This is a genomic window from uncultured Campylobacter sp. (assembly GCF_938045205.1).
Classification (GTDB): Bacteria; Campylobacterota; Campylobacteria; order Campylobacterales; family Campylobacteraceae; genus Campylobacter_B.
This window is the reverse complement of sequence record NZ_CALIMY010000099.1, coordinates 1-16,710: the sequence shown is the minus strand read 5'-3', so window position 1 is coordinate 16,710 and position 16,710 is coordinate 1. Positions and strand designations below refer to the sequence as shown.

14 protein-coding genes and 6 tRNA genes are annotated in these 16,710 nt (G+C 47.0%); 11 read left to right on the top strand and 9 right to left on the bottom strand.

The annotated features are described in order from the left end of the window. Position 1: 1 nt before the first annotated feature. The 3 genes from frr to Q0198_RS05445 form a co-directional block, all read right to left on the bottom strand. A complete protein-coding gene (gene frr / locus Q0198_RS05455) occupies positions 2–559 on the bottom strand; it encodes a ribosome recycling factor (RefSeq protein ID WP_297895901.1) in 558 nt (185 codons plus the stop codon). Between the two features lie 101 nt (positions 560–660). Beyond that, positions 661–1,182, bottom strand: a complete 522-nt coding sequence (secG, locus tag Q0198_RS05450; RefSeq protein WP_297895899.1) for a preprotein translocase subunit SecG — start codon at positions 1,180–1,182, stop codon at positions 661–663. A gap of 94 nt (positions 1,183–1,276) precedes the next feature. After that, complete coding sequence (locus tag Q0198_RS05445; protein ID WP_297895897.1) at positions 1,277–1,972, bottom strand: Bax inhibitor-1/YccA family protein; 696 nt, start codon at positions 1,970–1,972, stop codon at positions 1,277–1,279. Positions 1,973–2,104: 132 nt separating this feature from the next. Here Q0198_RS05445 and Q0198_RS05440 point away from each other — a divergent pair, with 132 nt between their 5' ends. Genes Q0198_RS05440 through Q0198_RS05425 form a run of 4 tightly spaced genes read left to right on the top strand, consistent with a single transcriptional unit; the run spans position 2,105 to position 5,750 of the window. Continuing rightward, positions 2,105–2,773 carry a carbonic anhydrase gene (locus Q0198_RS05440; protein ID WP_297895895.1) on the top strand — a complete coding sequence of 223 codons (669 nt, stop codon included), beginning with the start codon at positions 2,105–2,107 and terminating at the stop codon, positions 2,771–2,773. Further along, the gene (locus tag Q0198_RS05435; RefSeq protein ID WP_297895893.1) at positions 2,739–4,853 is read left to right on the top strand and encodes a mechanosensitive ion channel family protein; all 2,115 of its coding nucleotides are present in this window, start codon (positions 2,739–2,741) and stop codon (positions 4,851–4,853) included. Before Q0198_RS05440 ends, Q0198_RS05435 begins: the two co-directional genes overlap by 35 nt. Next, a complete protein-coding gene (locus Q0198_RS05430) occupies positions 4,846–5,019 on the top strand; it encodes a hypothetical protein (RefSeq protein WP_005870938.1) in 174 nt (57 codons plus the stop codon). The genes Q0198_RS05435 and Q0198_RS05430 overlap by 8 nt, the downstream gene beginning before the upstream one ends. Further along, positions 5,019–5,750, top strand: coding sequence for a superoxide dismutase (locus Q0198_RS05425; protein WP_297895891.1), 732 nt, complete (start codon positions 5,019–5,021; stop codon positions 5,748–5,750). The genes Q0198_RS05430 and Q0198_RS05425 overlap by 1 nt, the downstream gene beginning before the upstream one ends. Before the next feature lie 925 nt (positions 5,751–6,675). Here the strand turns inward: Q0198_RS05425 and Q0198_RS05420 are convergent. The 4 genes from Q0198_RS05420 to Q0198_RS05405 all read right to left on the bottom strand — a co-directional run bounded on the left by Q0198_RS05420 (position 6,676) and on the right by Q0198_RS05405 (position 11,412). Continuing rightward, positions 6,676–7,893 carry a toxin-antitoxin system YwqK family antitoxin gene (locus tag Q0198_RS05420; RefSeq protein ID WP_297895890.1) on the bottom strand — a complete coding sequence of 406 codons (1,218 nt, stop codon included), beginning with the start codon at positions 7,891–7,893 and terminating at the stop codon, positions 6,676–6,678. Positions 7,894–8,052: 159 nt separating this feature from the next. Beyond that, positions 8,053–8,565, bottom strand: a complete 513-nt coding sequence (locus tag Q0198_RS05415) for a DNA-deoxyinosine glycosylase (RefSeq protein WP_297895888.1) — start codon at positions 8,563–8,565, stop codon at positions 8,053–8,055. A gap of 340 nt (positions 8,566–8,905) precedes the next feature. Then, positions 8,906–10,117, bottom strand: coding sequence for a molybdopterin molybdotransferase MoeA (locus tag Q0198_RS05410; protein ID WP_297895886.1), 1,212 nt, complete (start codon positions 10,115–10,117; stop codon positions 8,906–8,908). Beyond that, a complete protein-coding gene (locus tag Q0198_RS05405; protein ID WP_297895884.1) occupies positions 10,114–11,412 on the bottom strand; it encodes an MFS transporter in 1,299 nt (432 codons plus the stop codon). The genes Q0198_RS05410 and Q0198_RS05405 overlap by 4 nt, the downstream gene beginning before the upstream one ends. A 105-nt stretch (positions 11,413–11,517) precedes the next feature. Here Q0198_RS05405 and Q0198_RS05400 point away from each other — a divergent pair, with 105 nt between their 5' ends. The 7 genes from Q0198_RS05400 (at position 11,518) to Q0198_RS05370 (ending at position 12,778) form a co-directional block, all read left to right on the top strand. Beyond that, a complete protein-coding gene (locus Q0198_RS05400) occupies positions 11,518–12,147 on the top strand; it encodes a non-canonical purine NTP pyrophosphatase (protein WP_297895883.1) in 630 nt (209 codons plus the stop codon). A 74-nt stretch (positions 12,148–12,221) separates the two neighbouring features. Further along, positions 12,222–12,298: transfer RNA gene (locus Q0198_RS05395), tRNA-Pro, on the top strand. A gap of 5 nt (positions 12,299–12,303) precedes the next feature. Next, a tRNA-His gene (locus tag Q0198_RS05390) sits at positions 12,304–12,380 on the top strand. Between the two features lie 6 nt (positions 12,381–12,386). Next, positions 12,387–12,463, top strand: a tRNA-Arg gene (locus tag Q0198_RS05385). Between the two features lie 15 nt (positions 12,464–12,478). Further along, positions 12,479–12,555, top strand: a tRNA-Arg gene (locus tag Q0198_RS05380). A gap of 49 nt (positions 12,556–12,604) precedes the next feature. Beyond that, a tRNA-Leu gene (locus tag Q0198_RS05375) sits at positions 12,605–12,689 on the top strand. Positions 12,690–12,703: 14 nt separating this feature from the next. Continuing rightward, positions 12,704–12,778: transfer RNA gene (locus Q0198_RS05370), tRNA-Asn, on the top strand. Between the two features lie 305 nt (positions 12,779–13,083). On the opposite strand, the gene Q0198_RS05365 is transcribed toward Q0198_RS05370, so the two are convergent. After that, on the bottom strand, positions 13,084–13,206 hold the full coding sequence (locus Q0198_RS05365; protein ID WP_291939188.1) for a hypothetical protein: 123 nt from the start codon (positions 13,204–13,206) through the stop codon (positions 13,084–13,086). A gap of 155 nt (positions 13,207–13,361) precedes the next feature. Continuing rightward, positions 13,362–16,628, bottom strand: coding sequence for a S8 family serine peptidase (locus Q0198_RS05360; RefSeq protein ID WP_297895881.1), 3,267 nt, complete (start codon positions 16,626–16,628; stop codon positions 13,362–13,364). Between the last annotated feature and the right edge of the window lie 82 nt (positions 16,629–16,710).

Genomic DNA, 16,710 nt, shown 5'->3' with positions numbered 1-16,710 from the left:
CTCAGACCTTCAAAAGCTCGGCTTCTTTGGCCTTGACTGCGTCGTCGATCTTGCTTGAGTAAGAGTCGGTGATCTTTTGCACCTCGTCATAGCCCTTTTTGGCGTCGTCTTCGGAGATCGCTTTGTCTTTTTCGAGCTTTTTGATTTCGTCGTTAGCATCTTTGCGGACATTGCGAATGCCGATTTTAGCCTTCTCGCCCATCGCTTTGGCCTTTTTTGCATTTTCTTGGCGTTGCTCGACCGTCATCGGCGGGAAAAAGAGCTTCACGCTCTCGCCGTCATTAGTTGGGTTTACGCCGATATTTGCCGCTGCGATAGCGCTTTCGATCGCCTTTAGCATCGGCTTTTCCCACGGCGTGATCGAGATCGTGACCGCATCGGTCGAAAGGACGGTCGCGACTTGATTTAGCGGAGTTTGCGAGCCGTAATAATCCACGAAAATATGATCCAGGATCGCCACGCTCACCTTGCCGGTGCGTAGCGTCGTAAAGTCCTTTTTCAAAGCCTCGATAGCTCGATCGCCATTTGCTCTTTGCTCTTTGTAGATAGCTTCTAGCATTCAAATCCTTTAAATAAAATTTGCAAAATTATAGCGTTAAAAAAATAAGAATAGCATTTAAAAGCGCGGATTTTGCGCTTTTAAATTTTAAAATTTAGAGTTTATTTGGTTGTGTTTTGATCTGCGGAAGCGGCGCTCGCATTGGTATCGTTTGCGGCGCTTGATGCTTGCGATTGGGCAGCCGCGGCAGTATCAGTCGCAGGAGCTACGGGCGCTTCGATCTTCAGAGCTGTTGAATTTACCTCGCTGCTATTTACGGGATTTGCTTCGGTGTTTGCCGGAGCGAAATTAGGCTTTGTGCCGGAATTAGGAATGGATGGCACGCCAGGGACAGCGTTTGGCACGGATTTGGTAGCATTTGCTTCGATCTTGACGCGATCAACTACGGAAGATTTAGCATCTTGCTGATAAAAATACGCAAGCACGAGTGTATTTATCACGAATAAAATTCCCATTGCAGCGGTAAATTTAGCCAAAAACCCCGCAGGCCCCTTCGCACCAAATAAGCTTTCGTTGCTTCCGCTGTATGCGCCAAGTCCGATAGAAGAGCTCTTTTGCAGTAGAACGGAGATCGTAATTATCACGGCAAAAACGACTTGTAAAACCAAAAATAACGTAGTCACTATAAAACCTTTTGAAAAAATTGAATTTGCGATTATAATAAAAGATTTATAAATTTTAAGTTAAGAGTGCACCGCACGAAGCGGTGCGTAAAATTTAGTCTCTGCTTGCGCCGAAAATTCTTAGCAGCGAAAGGAAGAGGTTGTAGATGTTTAGATACATATCTACGGCAGCCATTATCGGTGAAGTGTAGGTGCCGTTTATAATATTTTTAGTATCGTAGATGATATACATCGAAAAGATTAAAGCCGAAAAAGCTGAAATCGCTATATCAAGCACGGTGCTTTTGAAAAAGAAGTAGTTCAAAAGGCTTAACACGATAATAGCCACAAGCGATACCAATAGCGGCTTGCCCCAAGAGTCGAAATTTGTCTTTGCATTCATCGCGTAAACGGTAAGAGCACCGAAAGTAATCGCTGTAGCCACAAACGCATGCGTTACTACGTCTCCGGCACCCGCTGCGATATAAATAGCGATCAATCTACCTAGAGTAAGACCGGTAATAAAGGTAAATGCAAAAAGCAAAACTAGCGCAATCGTATTAGCGCCGCGATTTACAGCTGCTTGCATACCAAAAATTAGCCCCATTAAAAGCACTAGATATAAAAATGGATGAATAGCCAAGCTCACACCAAAGCTCATCGCCACAAAAGCCCCTGCTGCCGCAGCTATCATCGAAGCGGTTAGAAGCGCGTAGGTTTGTTTGATAGTCTGAGAGATTCGTCCTTGTTCTAGTGATGCGTCCGATAGCTCATAGCCGTCCGCGTAATTTCGTCTGTCGTATAGACTCATATTTTTTCTCCTTCTTTTGATTTATGAGCGGGGAGTTTAGCGAAAATTTGGTAAATATATAATTAAAAATTCCTAGAATTCTATCTATTTATGAAAGTAATATATAATTCCCGACTTTTTTAAGGAGAAAGTATGCCCAGCCAGTTAATAAATGGAGCTATTAAATTTATGGAAGAAAATTTTGCCGAGCATGCCGAGCTTTTCGGAAGTCTGGCAAATCATCAAAAGCCCCACACGCTTTTTATCGGCTGCTCCGACTCGCGCGTGGTGCCAAGCCTAATTACTTCGACGCTTCCAGGAGAGCTTTTCGTCGTACGAAATATTGCAAACGTCGTTCCTCCATACCGCATTAGCGAGGAATTTTTAGCGACTACCTCAGCGATTGAATACGCGCTATATTCGCTAAAAATCAAAAATATTATCGTTTGCGGGCACAGCAACTGCGGCGGCTGCGCGGCGCTATTTTATGACGCAAAAAAGCTCGAAAAAATTCCAAACGTAAGGCGCTGGCTAAATTTAATGCAGCCTGTAAAAGACGAGGTCGAAAAGCTAAAAGATATCGGCGCCGACAAGCGCGAGTGGATCACCGAGAGATTAAATATTATAAATTCTATGCAAAATTTACTTAGCTTTCCCGGCATCAAAGACGCCTACAAAAACGGCGAGATTAAAATTTACGGCTGGCACTACGTCATCGAAACGGGCGAGCTATTCAACTACGACGACGAAGGCGCGCATTTTACGCTATTAAATAAGGGAATGGATTATGAAAAAATCTATAATCAGCTTTTTAACGATTAGTCTTTTTAGCACCGCTTTAGCGTTTGCAGACCTCAACACGACCGGTGAGGGAAGCTTTATAGAGACAAATTCTTCCGCGCCCGAGGCAAATCTTACTTTAGAAAACAACAAAACCGAGATCAAAAAAGAAGTCGCTAAAATTCTATCCAAATCCCTCGGTGCGGAGGATGGAAATAAAACTGAAGTAATAAATATGATCGCAGAAAAGGTCGCCAAAACGGAGACTTCACAGAAAAAAGCTCCTAACGGCGAGACGCTTATCTCTGTAATCAAAGAGATTAAAAAGCTAAATTTGCAGCGCGCCTCCCTGCTTAACGGCGGCGATGCCAACGCGAGCAAAAACGAATTGGACGCCATCGATCGCAATAAAGCTAAGCTCTTTGATCGCTTACCTTTCGCGATTACGCAGCAGGATATGGATATCGAAAGCATAATGTCGTATGCGCAAAATAAAAAGAACATCCAAACTACGCTAAAAAAATATGCTAAAAAGCAGAGCTCTCCCGAATACGTAAATGCAAGCGCGGATTTAGAAAAGATGGAAATGGCAGAGATCTTTTATACCTCGCTTATGAAAATTGAGGATATGTTTGTAAACGGCGCAAGCAGAAGCGCGCTTGAAAGCGAGCTGAGTAGTACGCTACTAAATATCCAAACTAGGGATTTTAGCAAACTTAATGATTTGAAAAATAATCTAAGCAGTCAAGAGCAGATAGACGCCTTAGAGTCTAAAATCAACGATTTGAAAAACGACAAGCAGACCTACGACGAGGTGCTTACGTATCTATCGCGAAATAGCGATCTACTCGCAAGCAGCGTGGTTTTTACGAGCTTAAATTTTAAGTCGGTGATCGATTATATCAACGATAAAATTCCGTTTAAGCTCAGCCACGTAAATTTCGGCAAGCTCATTCTAATCACGCTGATTACGCTATTTTTCTACTCGCTTCGCAGACTGCTTGCCAACATCATCTATTTCGTATTTAAATTCTTTAATAAAAGCTTTTCGCTGGATAGCGAAACTCTAAAAACGCAAGTAGTGGGCATTATCAAGCGTCCGATGGGTATTTTGCTGATCGCTTATTCGGTCGATATCTGTCTTAGTATATTTTATTATCCGGCGCCTGTGCCGATAAAATTTGCAAATTTATTCTCGATCGTTTACGTGGTGCTTTGGGCATGGCTCATTATCGAAATCATCGATGGTTACGGCATTGTCGTGCTTGGAAATATCACAAAAAAAGGCGTCAGAAAAGATATCATAAATCTAGTCGTTAAAATTCTATATGTCATCGTAATCATCATCGCCGCACTTTTGGTGCTAGAGCGTCTAGGCTTTGACATCTCGGCGCTTATGGCATCGCTTGGAATCGGCGGACTTGCGATCGCGTTTGCAACCAAGGACATCATCGCAAATTTCTTCTCATCCGTGATGCTATTATTTGATAATTCATTCTCGCAAGGAGACTGGGTCGTATTAGGCGACATAGAGGGAAACGTCGTAGAAACGGGCTTTAGAAAGACGACGATCAGGACCTTTGATAACGCTCTTGTTTTTGTGCCGAATTCCAACATAATGGCGCAAAATATCAAAAACTGGAGCCGCAGGAAGGTAGGACGGAATTTAAAGCTTACCGTAGGCGTCGAATACGGCGCGAGCACAGCTCAACTTCGAAAGTGCGTAAACGACATCAAAGAGATGCTAAAATCTCACCCGGGCATCGCTCAATCTGCCGATACAGCGCTAAATTCTAAAGATTTTCGTATGCGCTATAGACAAAATATGGTCTCTATCGACGATTTAGCGGGCTATAAAAGCACTATGTTTGTGGCGTTAGATAGCTTTGGCGATTCGTCCATTAATATTTTAGTTTACTGCTTCACAAAAACCGTAATATGGGCAAATTTCATCCAAACTAAAGAGGATGTTTTATTTAAAATAATGGAGATCGTGGAGCAAAACGGACTATCGTTTGCCTTCCCATCGCAGAGCGTTTATATCGAAAATATCCCGGAAATAGCAAGCGAATGCGTAAAATCAAAAGCAAATTCCAACGACAAAGGAGAGCAAAATGGCTGATTTCGATGACTTCGAAGACGAAGAGTTCGATGAGGACGAATATGAGGACGATGATTTAATCGGAGGCGACGAGAGTTACAACTACAACTACGACGAGGATGATTACAGCTACGAAGACGACGACGGTTTTAACGATTATAGCGATTTGGACAGCGAGGATTATTAGTGTTTAGATCCAGGGCGCTGCCTTTTGATCCGCGCACGAATAAAATCGCGAGCTTGCAGAGTTTAAAATTTCATCACGGCGGGCTTTGCGAGGACTACGTCTCTGCCTTAAATCGAGATATAGCGGACACGCCGATACAAAACGCGGATCTTTTTACGATAATTACGCAGTCGTTCAAGGCCGCGCGCGACGAGGAGTGCGATTTTTCGCAAATTTCAAAGCTTTATAAAATTTGCCTAGGTTTTAGCCGTATTTTTAACAACGCCTCTGAAATTTACAACCACGATTTTTACTTCGACTGTATCGCGCAGCCAAGCGAGCCTAGCGGCGAGCTCGCGAACGCTTTAACGCAGGCTTTCGGCGGGATGGAAAATTTTAAAAGCGAGTTTTTAAAGCGCGCGATGGGGCTTTTCGGCAGCGGCTGGTGCTGGCTTGTGTGCGACGAGCGCGCGGCGAATTTAGAAATCATCACGACGCAAAATGCGGACACGCCGATCGTGCGTGGTAAAATTCCGCTTTTAGCCTGCGATCTTTGGGAGCACGCCTACTACATAGATTATCAAAATGCGCGCAAGTTCTACGTGGAGAATTTCTTGCGCTTTGCGGACTTTGGCTTTGCAAGCGATGCCTACTTCCAGGCGAAAGAGCAAGGACTTGACTCCGTAAAGCTCTACATCAGTGAGCTTCACCCCGCTGCCTCCTCGCGCTGCGATTGCGGCTGCTGCGGATAGATTTGAGCTTTCGTTACGCAGCTTCGAGCGCTACGGATTCTCGGCTCTCTATGACCGCCGCGCTCTAAATTTCAAACGGCTACGTCTTTCAATGCCCGTATTTTGCCGCACGGATACTGCGCCATACAGCCTGCGGTGCTCTGCGAGCACTCACGGTCTACCGCGCTCTAAATTTACGTAAATTTAATTTTGAACCCATTTGGCGTCCGCGGATTAAAATTTAAGATTTTTTATCTGGAGTCCATCTCGCTTCCGCTTACTACGCGCTAAATTTATAAGCGTCTATCGCCTCTCGGCGTCCGCATTCCGCCCTACAAATACTGTGTCGCACGCACATTGAAATTTAACGCCAAAATAGCACAGCTTGCGAACCGTGGGATAAATTTAGCGAGATTTGACCATCGAATTTAGCCCTTTTACGTTTAAAATTTTAGCGCTATTCTGGCTTGAAATTCCGCTTTAAATTTTAAAAATTTGCGCTACGCCTAGAAAATAACTCGCTATGTCGAAAAGCCAAGCTGTGTCGTGTCGGATGATTTCTGTGTTGCCGGTTGTGCTGAAACAGCGCGTAGAATTTTAATACGTATAAAGTTAAATCGTGCGGCGAGCTTATGCCATACAAAGCCTCGTTGGTTAAAGTATCAAGTCACATTCACGCGCTGTATAAAGTTACACTTACCCAAAGTGCAAAGCTCGCTCAAAATTCAAAGTCATGCTCAAAAATTTAAAACTGCACTTGCTCGAAAAAAAGCAAATCTGCGTATATTTAAAGTGCTGAACTATATAAAGCGCACTTGTCCAAAGTCGCGCTCAATCAAAATTCAAAGCCGCATCTGTCTGAAACGCAAAACATAAAGCCGAGGCTGCTTAAAATTTAAGCCTACCCAAAATTCCAAACCTGCAAAATTTTAAAATTTAGCCCGCCTTACTCTCTTGCGAGCCCGTTTTTATCGGATTTATCGCTGATTAGTTTGCCGCTTTCGTCGTATTTTTTGGCGCGCACGAGCCTGCCGCGCTCAAACTCGCCCTCGGCTTCGAGCTTGCCGTCTGCGTAGTAGTGCTTCGCCGTGCCCGTCTCCAGGCCATCCTTGAACGTAACTCTAGCCTTGAGCGCGCCGTTTTCGTGGTATGTTTCGTATAGCCCGTGCTTGTGCCCGTCTCTGAACATCACTTTCGCCGCAAGAGCGCCGCTTGCGTAGTATTGCTTACTCGTGCCCGTTTGCTTGCCGCGCTCAAACTCGTATTCGCCCTGCAACGCGCCACTTGGATAATATTCACGCACGGCGCCGTCGCGCTCGCCATCTTTAAAATTTTCGACTACGCGCGTCTTGCCGTCCTCGTAAAACAACTTCCAAATGCCATGTTTGCGGTCATCCTTGTATGCGCCGGTCTGCCTTAACGCGCCGTTTGCGTGATACCATCTCTCCACGCCTTGTCGCTTGCCCCCTTTGTAGCTCCGCACGCCGCGCACTTTGCCGCTTTTGTAATAATCCACGTCCTTGCCGTTTCGTAGCCCGCCCTTATACGGATGGCGCGCGCTTACTTCGCCGCTTTCGTAGTAGTCGGTGAAAACGCCCTCGCGCCTGTCCGCTTTATACGCGCCCCGCTGCTTTAGCTTGCCGCTTCCTTGATAATACAGCTTGTAAAAACCCTCGCGCTTGCCGGCTTTGTATTCGCTCTGCGATCTCAGCTCGCCGCCGTCTGCGTAGTAGCTCTTCGCGACGCCGTCGTACAGGTCGCCCTTTAGCGGATATTCGTTTGAGGGCTTATCTCTGCCGTCAAAGTAATCGCGCTGAAGCACCGCGGTGCCGTCCTTTACGTCGATCTCTCTGATAAGCGTCGGCGGCAGCGGCTTTGCTCTGGGGTAGACGACGCCCATAAAGTTTACGTCGTAGAGATCCTCGGCGCTGTAGTGCAGCACCTTGAGCGTCCCGCTGTAGGGCTTGTCCGCTACGAAATACAGGCCGTTTTTTAGGATCGGCTCGGGCTGCATTACGATTTTTGGCTCCAGAGCTTGCGCACCCAGCGCCAAAAACGGAAGCAGAAGCAGAAGCAGGAACTTTAATGCGCTTGGAAAGCTAAAACTTCGCATTAAATTTAAGCCCAAATTGAGCGAATTTTGCGCGGCTTTGCGGGTTTTCATATTTTGCTTCCTTTGGCTCGGTTAAATTTGAAGAATTTTAAAATTTGAAGCTAAATTTTAGATAAATCCTCGCGGAATTTAGGCTGTGGATTTGGTCTATGGCGCTGGACGCGCGCCGTGCACGTAAGCTTATCGCGCGCTGTTTAACGGAGCTGGGCGCTAAATTTCGGCGCGCTTTAACACATCCGCGACGATCGTCCATTCGCGCACTAGCCTTTCAAAACTAAAATTTGCGTTTGCGGGGCTTGTGGATGGCAGCTTGATCGGCTCTCTGCCCGTTGCGTTTAAAATTTGAGTTTTTAGATGTTTTTCGCAGATTTCATGCGCCTTGCCGCCGTTTGCGAACACTTGCACGATGCGTGCGCCGCTAAAGATCGGCTCCAAATTTGCTGGCACGACGGCGGTCATTTTGGCGTCGCTCGAGCCCTTTATCTCGCAGCAGATCGCCGCGTCATAGACGGCGATGCCGCGGGCGAGCAGGAATTTTATCTTTTCCTCCGTGCTCGTAGGCGGCGGCGCGTTTAAAATTTGCGCCAGCACGCGCCAGAAGCGATTTTGCGGATTTGCGTAGTAAAAGCCCAGTTTGCGAGAAACGACGGAGGGAAAAGAGCCGAGGATTAAAATTTTAGAATTCTCATCGAAAATCGGCTTAAAAGGGTGGGTTTGGCTCATTTTACGCCTGCTTTGTATTCGCCGAAAACGCCCGCCGGAGCGTCATAAAATTTATCTTTCATTTTCGCTTTATCTCTCGTAAATTTCGCAATTTCGTCCGCGAAGTAGCTTGGAGCTGAAGTTGCGCGGCGGCAAAAATTTTACCGCACTCGCTGTATAGCGGCGTGCGGTAAAATTTTGATCAGCCTGCTACGGCGCGCGTTTGGGTCTAAATTTCAACTTTTTAAACCTCGAAGCAGACCTTTGTGGCTAAATTTAACGCCTCGCAGCGGCAAAATTTTAACCCTCGCGGCAGTTAAAATTCCATCTGCCGCTGCAATCGCCTTCGAACCGCTGCGCGCTAAATTTTAGGTACCGAGATTACGCGCACGAGCTCGCCTTTTTTGAGCTCTTTGACCTCGAGCGGCGCGACGAGCAGGACGCTATCGTCGTCTAAATTGTTCAAAATCGCGCTGGAGCCTTGCTTTTTGCTTTGCAGGCTAACAAAAAGCCGCCCGTCTCTGTTTTGCAAGACGGCGGGCATAAACTCAAGCCACGGCGTCTTTTTTACGTAGTCGTGATCTAAGATTGCGCTAAATTCGGTGTTTTCGTGCACGCCGAAGGATTTTTGCAAAAATACGCGCAGGAACAAAATGCACGTAATGAGCGCCGAGAGCGGGAAGCCGGGGAATGCGAAGATATATTTTTCGCCAGTTTTGGCTACGCGCACGTGGCGGCCCGGTTTGATCGCCGCGCCCTTTACGATGAGCTCAAATTTTGATTGCAGCGTGCTTTGCACGAAGTCGTAGTCTCCGACGCTCACTCCGCCGCTAGTTAGAAGTATATCGGCGCTCTGTAAAGCCGATAAGATCGCGCCTTCTAGCTCTTTTTCGTCATCGCGTACTAGAGGCATTATCATCGCTTCGCAGCCTAGCTGCGTTACTAAATTTGCAAGCGCGATGTGGTTGGAGCTGTAAATTTGAGCGTCGTTTTCGAGTTTTTCGCCCAGATCCTTGATCTCGCTGCCGGTGGCTAGGATCGCTACTTTTGGGCGGATGAATACGCTTATGTGAAATAGCCCTAGCTCGGCTAGCAGCGCGATCTGCGAAAAGCCGAGCTTCGTGCCACTTCTAAGCAAAAGCTCGCCCTCGCGGTAGCTCTCGCCCGCCGCGCGCACGGCAAAGCCTGCGGAAACGGGCTTTGTGACGATAATACCGCCTGCTTGTACCTGCACGTTTTCGATCGGCAGAAGCGTGTCGCTACCCTCGCACATTAGCCCGCCCGTGAAGGTTTTGACGCACTCGCCCGCCTTTGCTGCGGCGCCAGGCATCTTGCCTGCAGGCGTCGTGCCGACGATCTTAAATTTCGCCCCCTCGCTTAGATCCGCGCCCTTTAGCGCGTATCCGTCCATCGCGGCGGTCGGGCGACGCGGGGTGCTAAAAGGCGCTGCGACGTCACTTGCTAAAATACGTCCCAGCGCCTGCGTGATCGCGACTTTTTCGATGCGCGAAGACTTTTGCACCGTCTTTGCGAAGCGCTCCATCGCGCTTTCAAATTTTTCAAATTCCATCATTTGCCTCCTACGATTTTATAAATTTGATCTTCATCTATCAGTTTCGAGTTAAATTTCACAACGAGTTCGCTATCGGTCTCGTAAATTTCAATAATGCCCTTGACGCCCTGTAGTGCGGAAAAATCACCGTCTTTAGGAAAGTATAAATTCTTAAAAAGTTTCGGATCGCTCAGCCTAGAAAGCAGCACAAGCCAGATCACACCCAAAACCGCGACTCCAATGCCTAGCGCTTCGATGCCAATTTTGCCAAAAAGTGCGCCACCGCATAGCCCACCCAAAAAACTGCCAAAAAATCCGAATGAATTAAAAATCCCAAGTGCGGCGCCTTTTTGAGCGACTTTGGCAAATTTGGACGCAAGGCTTTGCATAATGGGCTCATGCGCGTTAAATCCCACGAAAAAGAGCATCACACCCACCACGAAAGCGCTCGCCCCGCTAGCAAACGCAAAAATCAAATACGAAGCGATGAAAAAGCAAATGCCGATAAGTAGAATTTGCTTAGCTAGCGCGCGCTTTTCGCCTAAAGCACCGCTCGCACCCATCGCAGTAAAGCCAAAGACCGCGCCTAGAGCATAAATTTTAGTCAAATCACTTTTGGAAAGTCCGAATTTTTGCACGAGCAAAATTGGAATTAGAAAAAACGCTGCCGTCATGAAAGCTTTTTGAAAAAAATTCGTTAAATTCATAAGCATTAAATTTTTGTCACTCAAAAGTGAGCCGAGCGGGACCTTTTGGCGCAGGGAGCGGATATGCGGTTCGGTAGGTACTACGAAAAAAAGCAGCATCAAACATAAAAGCGTAAGCGCCGAACTTAGATGAAATAGGCTGGCAAGTCCAAATTTGGCGCTTAAAAGCGGACTTAAAATCATTGCTACGCCAAAGCTCACGCCTATCATCGCGCCCATTACCGCCATCGCCTTACCGCGCTCTTCCTCTCGCGTAAAATCGCTAATTAGTGCGGTAGCTACGGCTCCTACAGCACCGCAGCCTTGCAAAAAGCGCCCAAAAATCATCGTATAAATGCTCTCACTCGCCGCGCAAACGCAAGCGCCCACGATAAAAAGCGCCAGCCCTATAGCAAGGGTTTTCTTACGTCCGATCTTATCGCTTAGCACTCCAAATGGCGTTTGCAAAATCACTTGCATAATCGCATAAATTCCAAAAAGTAGCCCCACTAGACTTTCGTTTGCGCCGTGCAAGCTCAATGCATACAGGCTAAGCACGGGCAGCAAAATAAATAATCCAAAAAACCTCGTAGCGATGATAAAACTAAGCGGAAGGACGCTTTTTAGCATAATCTTAGACCTCAAATAATATGAAATTTGCGCCGATTATAGCCAAAAATCGTAACGAATTCTTTGATTTTGGGTAAAATGGCGGCTTAAATTTAAGGAGCGAGGATGAAAATTTTACTTGCGACGAGCAACAAAAATAAAGTAAAAGAGATAAAAGAATTTTTCACGGGATACGACGTGTGTGCGCTCGGCGAGGTGCTCGATCCTTTTGAGATCGACGAGTGCGGCACGAGCTTCAAACAAAACGCGCTGATTAAGGCCCGCGCCGTGTATGAAGCGCTAAAAAGTAAAAATTTGCAGAGCGAATTTTTTGTGCTAAGCGATGATAGCGGTATCTGCGTAGACGCGCTGGGCGGGGCTCCGGGGATATTTTCGGCGCGCTTTAGTGGAGCGGGTGCAACGGATGCGAGCAACCGCGATAAATTGGCAAGCGAGCTGAGAGCTTTAAGCTTAGACTCCTCGCCCGCGCATTACACGGCGGCGATCGCGCTAAAATGCGCTCTGGGCGAGTTTTGTACGCACGGCTTCATGCACGGCACGGCGATAACGCAGCAGCGGGGGCAAAACGGATTCGGATACGATTTTATGTTTATTCCGCGCGGATTTGACCGCACGATCGGGGAGCTGCCCGCTGCGGTGAAATTTGAAATTTCGCACCGCACGAAGGGACTGGCGCTGATGCAAATTTTGTTGAAAAATTTAGAAAAACAGATGCGACTTGTTAAATTTCATTAAATTTAAAGCCGCAAAAAGCGGAATTTAAGAAAAAATATATATAATACGCTTTTCATTCAATCCACGAAAATCTACGGAGCGTAGCGCAGGCTGGTAGCGCATCTGGTTTGGGACCAGAGGGTCGAAGGTTCGAATCCTTTCGCTCCGACCATTGTGGTGAGTTTAGCTCAGTAGGTTAGAGCATCAGATTGTGGTCCTGAGGGTCGTGGGTTCGATTCCCACAACTCACCCCACTTTATGCGCTCGTAGCTCAATTGGATAGAGCAACAGACTTCGGATCTGTAGGTTGAAGGTTCGACTCCTTTCGAGCGTACCACTGATTTGATATTTTGCGCTCATAGCTCAGTTGGATAGAGCAACGGCCTTCTAAGCCGTAGGCCAGAGGTTCGAATCCTCTTGGGCGTACCATATTAAGCTCATATTAAGAGCTTTTTGGCTAATATGCGCTTTCTTTTTTGCGGATGTGGTGAAATTGGCAGACACACCAGACTTAGGATCTGGCGCCTCACGGCATGAAGGTTCAAGTCCTTTCATCCGCACCATCCATTCTACGCGTTCCGGATTAGCTCAGCGGTAGAGTAGGCGGCTGTTAACCGCTTGGTCGCTGGTTCGAATCCAGCATCCGGAGCCACTTGTATTCAAAATCCCTTTAGATTCAACGATGTTTAAAAGCATCTGTTAAATTGCTTTCCTAGCCTAAATTTTAATACGAATAAAATTAAAAATTTTCCTCTACAAAAGCCTAGATTTAGAATTTTATTGTTGCAAAAAGTGTCGTTATTTGCGTCGGTCGTGCATGTGCTCGCAAAGAATAAAATTTAGTTTTACGGGACCTGCTTTTAAGGTTTCGGCGGGCGCCTTATCTTTGCGATTTTTGCCGCTTTGGCTCACATTGCCATTTTAAAAGTGAAATTCGCCCCCGTGAAATTTCAAAACTCATTGTGCGATAGGATATGCGGCTAAATTTATCTTGTCTATGTTTTTGATCACTCCGTCCGCAAAAGCGCTTGACGGGCTCGGCGCTTCGTCTTGCAGAAATAATTTATGTCGAGATTGCATTAAAATAGGCTCTTCGCCTTTCTCTAGCTACGCAAATATCGCAGTTTAGCGATTTTATGTGTATTTTGCTGCGGTTAAATTTTAAAATTTCAAGCGCCGCGCGGGCTAAAGTAAATTTTACTCTAGCCCGCCGCTTTGCAGCCGAGTGAAGCGGGTTAAAACGAAACCTCGATCTTGGCGTTTAGGCTATTTGATTTCACGTCGTTTCCGAACGCGCCGGTGTACGATAGCCTAAGGCTCGTGTTTTTAAATATCATAGTCTCTACGCCCACGCCCGCGGTGACGAAGTCTCTAAGCTCTTTGCCCTCTAGATCCACGTATCCTGCGTTTGCGACATTCACTCCCGCGCCCGGTCTCGTGTCGCTGAAAAATCTATTGTAGGCTAGATCGAGCTGTGCGGACGAACTCATGCCGCCTATTTTAAACGGCATGCTCGGACTAATGCCCGCTGTTAGGATATTCATGTTTCTAGATTTTTTATCCGTGCTCATCACGAACGGACCCACATTTTCGCTCATGCCGCCCGTTCTAGCGTAGATGCGAGAGACGCCCAAATACGGATTTATCTCAAAATTTTCGCCGTTAAAGCCGCCGTATGTCGCGCTAGCAAACATATTTATGAGCTTTTCGTTGCTCTTAGCGCCATTATTAGCGGTGTGTTGCACTATCGTGGAGCTGCCGGTTTTTTTGCGTTTTATGTCCGTATATACGGCGCCTAGATCAAATTTAACGGTCTCTAAGCCCACCTGCGCGTAAAGTCCCGCGTGTCTGTTTGTGTGATCAAACTCCATGCTGCCGTCTTCCTTGGTCTTGGTTTTTCCCACGCCCACTACGGCTCCCAGTCTTAAGTTTTCACTCAGCGCGCCGTCTAGGCCGACGAGCTGCGTCACGGAGGTAGATTTGAAATTTCCGCTTCCCTCATCCGAGCTAAATTTCATGACGTTTCCCGCGGTATTCGCCCAGAAGTTGATCCCCGTCTCTTCATCTATGCTTAGCGCGTTAAAATTTCTTTTGCGGCTTAAGACGGCGTTTCGGATCAGTACGTTATCGATCACGGCGGCGTTTTGCGCGATGAAATTTGCCTCGTTCGCGAACGTTTTTAGCGTGCCGGAGGCCTGCTGCGGCGTAGCAAAGATGAAATTTCTATACAGATCGCTCGTTCGCACCGCAGGTCTGCTTCTAAAAACGCTCATTAGGGCGGGCTGATTGCTCGAGCCCTCTATTGCGGCGGCGATCAGTTTTTGATTTTTACCCTTTGCGAAATCCACCATACCCTCGCTGCCCTTTTTGAAGGTGAACTCTAGCTTGGAGTCGTTAAAATTTTTAACTAAATCAAAAAACGCGTATTCTCTTAAAATTGTCTGATCGTAGCCTCTGAAGCTACCTTCTACCCAGTATCTCTTTGATTTTGCAGGATCTTTATATATCTTTTGCGCATCTTCGAAAAGAGGATTTTCTAGATCTACGATGGAATTTTTTTCAAACGTGAGGTTCAAATTCGTAGCTCCTGCCGAAGACATGCCGACTATACCCGCGTGCGATACGACGTATCTGCCGCCTTGCTTTATCGTCGCCGTGACGGTATCTGAGGTGGCGGTTCTAGTTTTATTTACGAATTCTTTCGGCTTATTGAATACGTCGGTTTTGACCTCTTGGACGGTTAGGCTCTTTTTGATCTTCAAGGCGCCGCCGTTTTCTACGGTCACCTTGCTGTTTTTTAAAGACTGATTTAGCGCCGTGATCTGCCCGCCTTTTATGATCGTATCGCCGCTGTAGGTGTTATCGCCCGCAAGCGTTAGCGTGCCGCCGCCTCTTTTTATCAGCATTCCTTTATAGCCTTCCGCCGCTCTATGCGCTCGCGCTTGCTCTCTGGCTAGCTCTACATTGTATTCGGCTCTTTCTTCTGCGATTAAATTTCCGCCTTTAGCATCGAGTTGTGCTTTGCGCACTGCCCAAGCCGCAGCATCCGCATCGTCCTCGGTCTTTCTAAATTTTATCGCCTTATCAGAGATGTCGTTGGACCAGACGTCATCTACGTCCATATTTACGTCGAATTTCCCTAGAAACTGACCCGGTCCGAACATCGCCTTGCCGAGATCTACTATGCCCCAGCCCCATCTTTTATCGGGCACTCCAAGCTCGCTCGTCCAGCCCGAAAGCTTGCTAGTATCATTCTTTTTGAACGAATACTTCGTCTGTCTCGCCGTTGTTAGTAAGACATCTCGTGCCTGCTCGTTCGTCATATAGTTATATCTGGACATTATGACGCCCAAGGCTCCCGTTACGTGAGGTGCCGCCATAGACGTGCCGCCCCAAGAAGCGTATCCCGCCTTGCCTGTTTTGACATCTACGATAGAGGATTTTATCTTTACTCCAGGCGCTGCTATGGTCCACCATTTAGAATCTCCCGCGGTATTAAATCTTTGGGCATTGCCGTCAGTTTGTCCCGTTACGTTTAGCCATAGCTTTTCCACGTCGGGGCGAAAATACGGCAGCATCGCCCTTGTGTAGGATTCTTCCATGCCGTCTCTATTGCCAGCGGTAAAGACTTGGATTATTCTGTATTTTTTAGCGACTTCGTATGCGGCATCTATGAAGCTTTTCCGGCCGTCCACTACGAATTGATAATAAGCTTTTTTAGCGGTATCTATATCTTTGAGGTATAGATGATGATTAGGCTTAGTAGGATTAGCCGCCGTACCGGGAATCCCGCTGTAACCTTCCGCGCCCGGATAGGAGGAATTTACTCTTCTATTTGATCCCCAGCTATTATTTATCGCTCTTACGCCCGATTTAGCAAGCTCGTTATATACGGCATAGAAGTATCCGTAGTCTTGATTTGGGCCGTAGGTCATGCCGTCGTTTCCGCCTGTATTTCCCGAGTATAATCTCGACTCCCATGCCACGCCGTGCGTGCCGCGTCCGTCGCGGTTGGCCCCTATCGTGCCTCCTACGTGCGTGCCGTGCGAGTCGTTCGTCCCGGCTATCCAATCGCCGTTAGTTTCAAATTTTTGACCTTTTTTAAATTTGCCCTTGTCTGTCTTGTCTTTTTCATCGCTGCCTTTTTGTTTAAAGGGCGCGTTGCCGAATTCCGCGTCGGGGTAACGCATGCCGTCTTTGGAGTACTCGCCCTTCGCGGTCGTCCCCGTAACCCTGCCTCCTGCGAATTCTTGATGGCTTAGAAGCATACCCGAATCGACCACGCCGAGTTTTACTCCTTTGCCGGTGGCGCCTTTAGCATAAGCTACCGACGCGTTCATACTGTCTAGGCCCCAGTACGCTTTGTATTCGTCCGTCTCCCAGCTTTTTATATCGCCTATTTTGCCGCGCTCTATATACTGCGCTTCGCAGACGTTTGCAAATAGCACGGCGCATACTGCCGCAGACAGCACATGGGCTCCTTTGAAATTTAACTTTCCCATACGATCCCTTTCTTTATGGTTTGGTTTTTATAAAAAAATTATTTAATTATATATCATTGAGGTGAAAAATGAAAAAAGCTAA

Excerpts from the sequence above, each read along its gene's own strand:
- frr (WP_297895901.1), bottom strand. The coding sequence starts at position 559 with ATGCTAGAAGCTATCTACAAAGAGCAAAGAGCAAATGGCGATCGAGCT.
- Q0198_RS05435 (WP_297895893.1), top strand. The coding sequence starts at position 2,739 with ATGAAAAAATCTATAATCAGCTTTTTAACGATTAGTCTTTTTAGCACC.
- Q0198_RS05400 (WP_297895883.1), top strand. The coding sequence starts at position 11,518 with ATGAAAATTTTACTTGCGACGAGCAACAAAAATAAAGTAAAAGAGATA.
- Q0198_RS05445 (WP_297895897.1), bottom strand. The coding sequence starts at position 1,972 with ATGAGTCTATACGACAGACGAAATTACGCGGACGGCTATGAGCTATCG.
- Q0198_RS05415 (WP_297895888.1), bottom strand. The coding sequence starts at position 8,565 with ATGAGCCAAACCCACCCTTTTAAGCCGATTTTCGATGAGAATTCTAAA.
- Q0198_RS05365 (WP_291939188.1), bottom strand. The coding sequence starts at position 13,206 with ATGCAATCTCGACATAAATTATTTCTGCAAGACGAAGCGCCGAGCCCG.
- Q0198_RS05430 (WP_005870938.1), top strand. The coding sequence starts at position 4,846 with ATGGCTGATTTCGATGACTTCGAAGACGAAGAGTTCGATGAGGACGAA.
- Q0198_RS05420 (WP_297895890.1), bottom strand. The coding sequence starts at position 7,893 with ATGAAAACCCGCAAAGCCGCGCAAAATTCGCTCAATTTGGGCTTAAAT.
- Q0198_RS05360 (WP_297895881.1), bottom strand. The coding sequence starts at position 16,628 with ATGGGAAAGTTAAATTTCAAAGGAGCCCATGTGCTGTCTGCGGCAGTA.
- Q0198_RS05410 (WP_297895886.1), bottom strand. The coding sequence starts at position 10,117 with ATGATGGAATTTGAAAAATTTGAAAGCGCGATGGAGCGCTTCGCAAAG.
- Q0198_RS05405 (WP_297895884.1), bottom strand. The coding sequence starts at position 11,412 with ATGCTAAAAAGCGTCCTTCCGCTTAGTTTTATCATCGCTACGAGGTTT.
- Q0198_RS05440 (WP_297895895.1), top strand. The coding sequence starts at position 2,105 with ATGCCCAGCCAGTTAATAAATGGAGCTATTAAATTTATGGAAGAAAAT.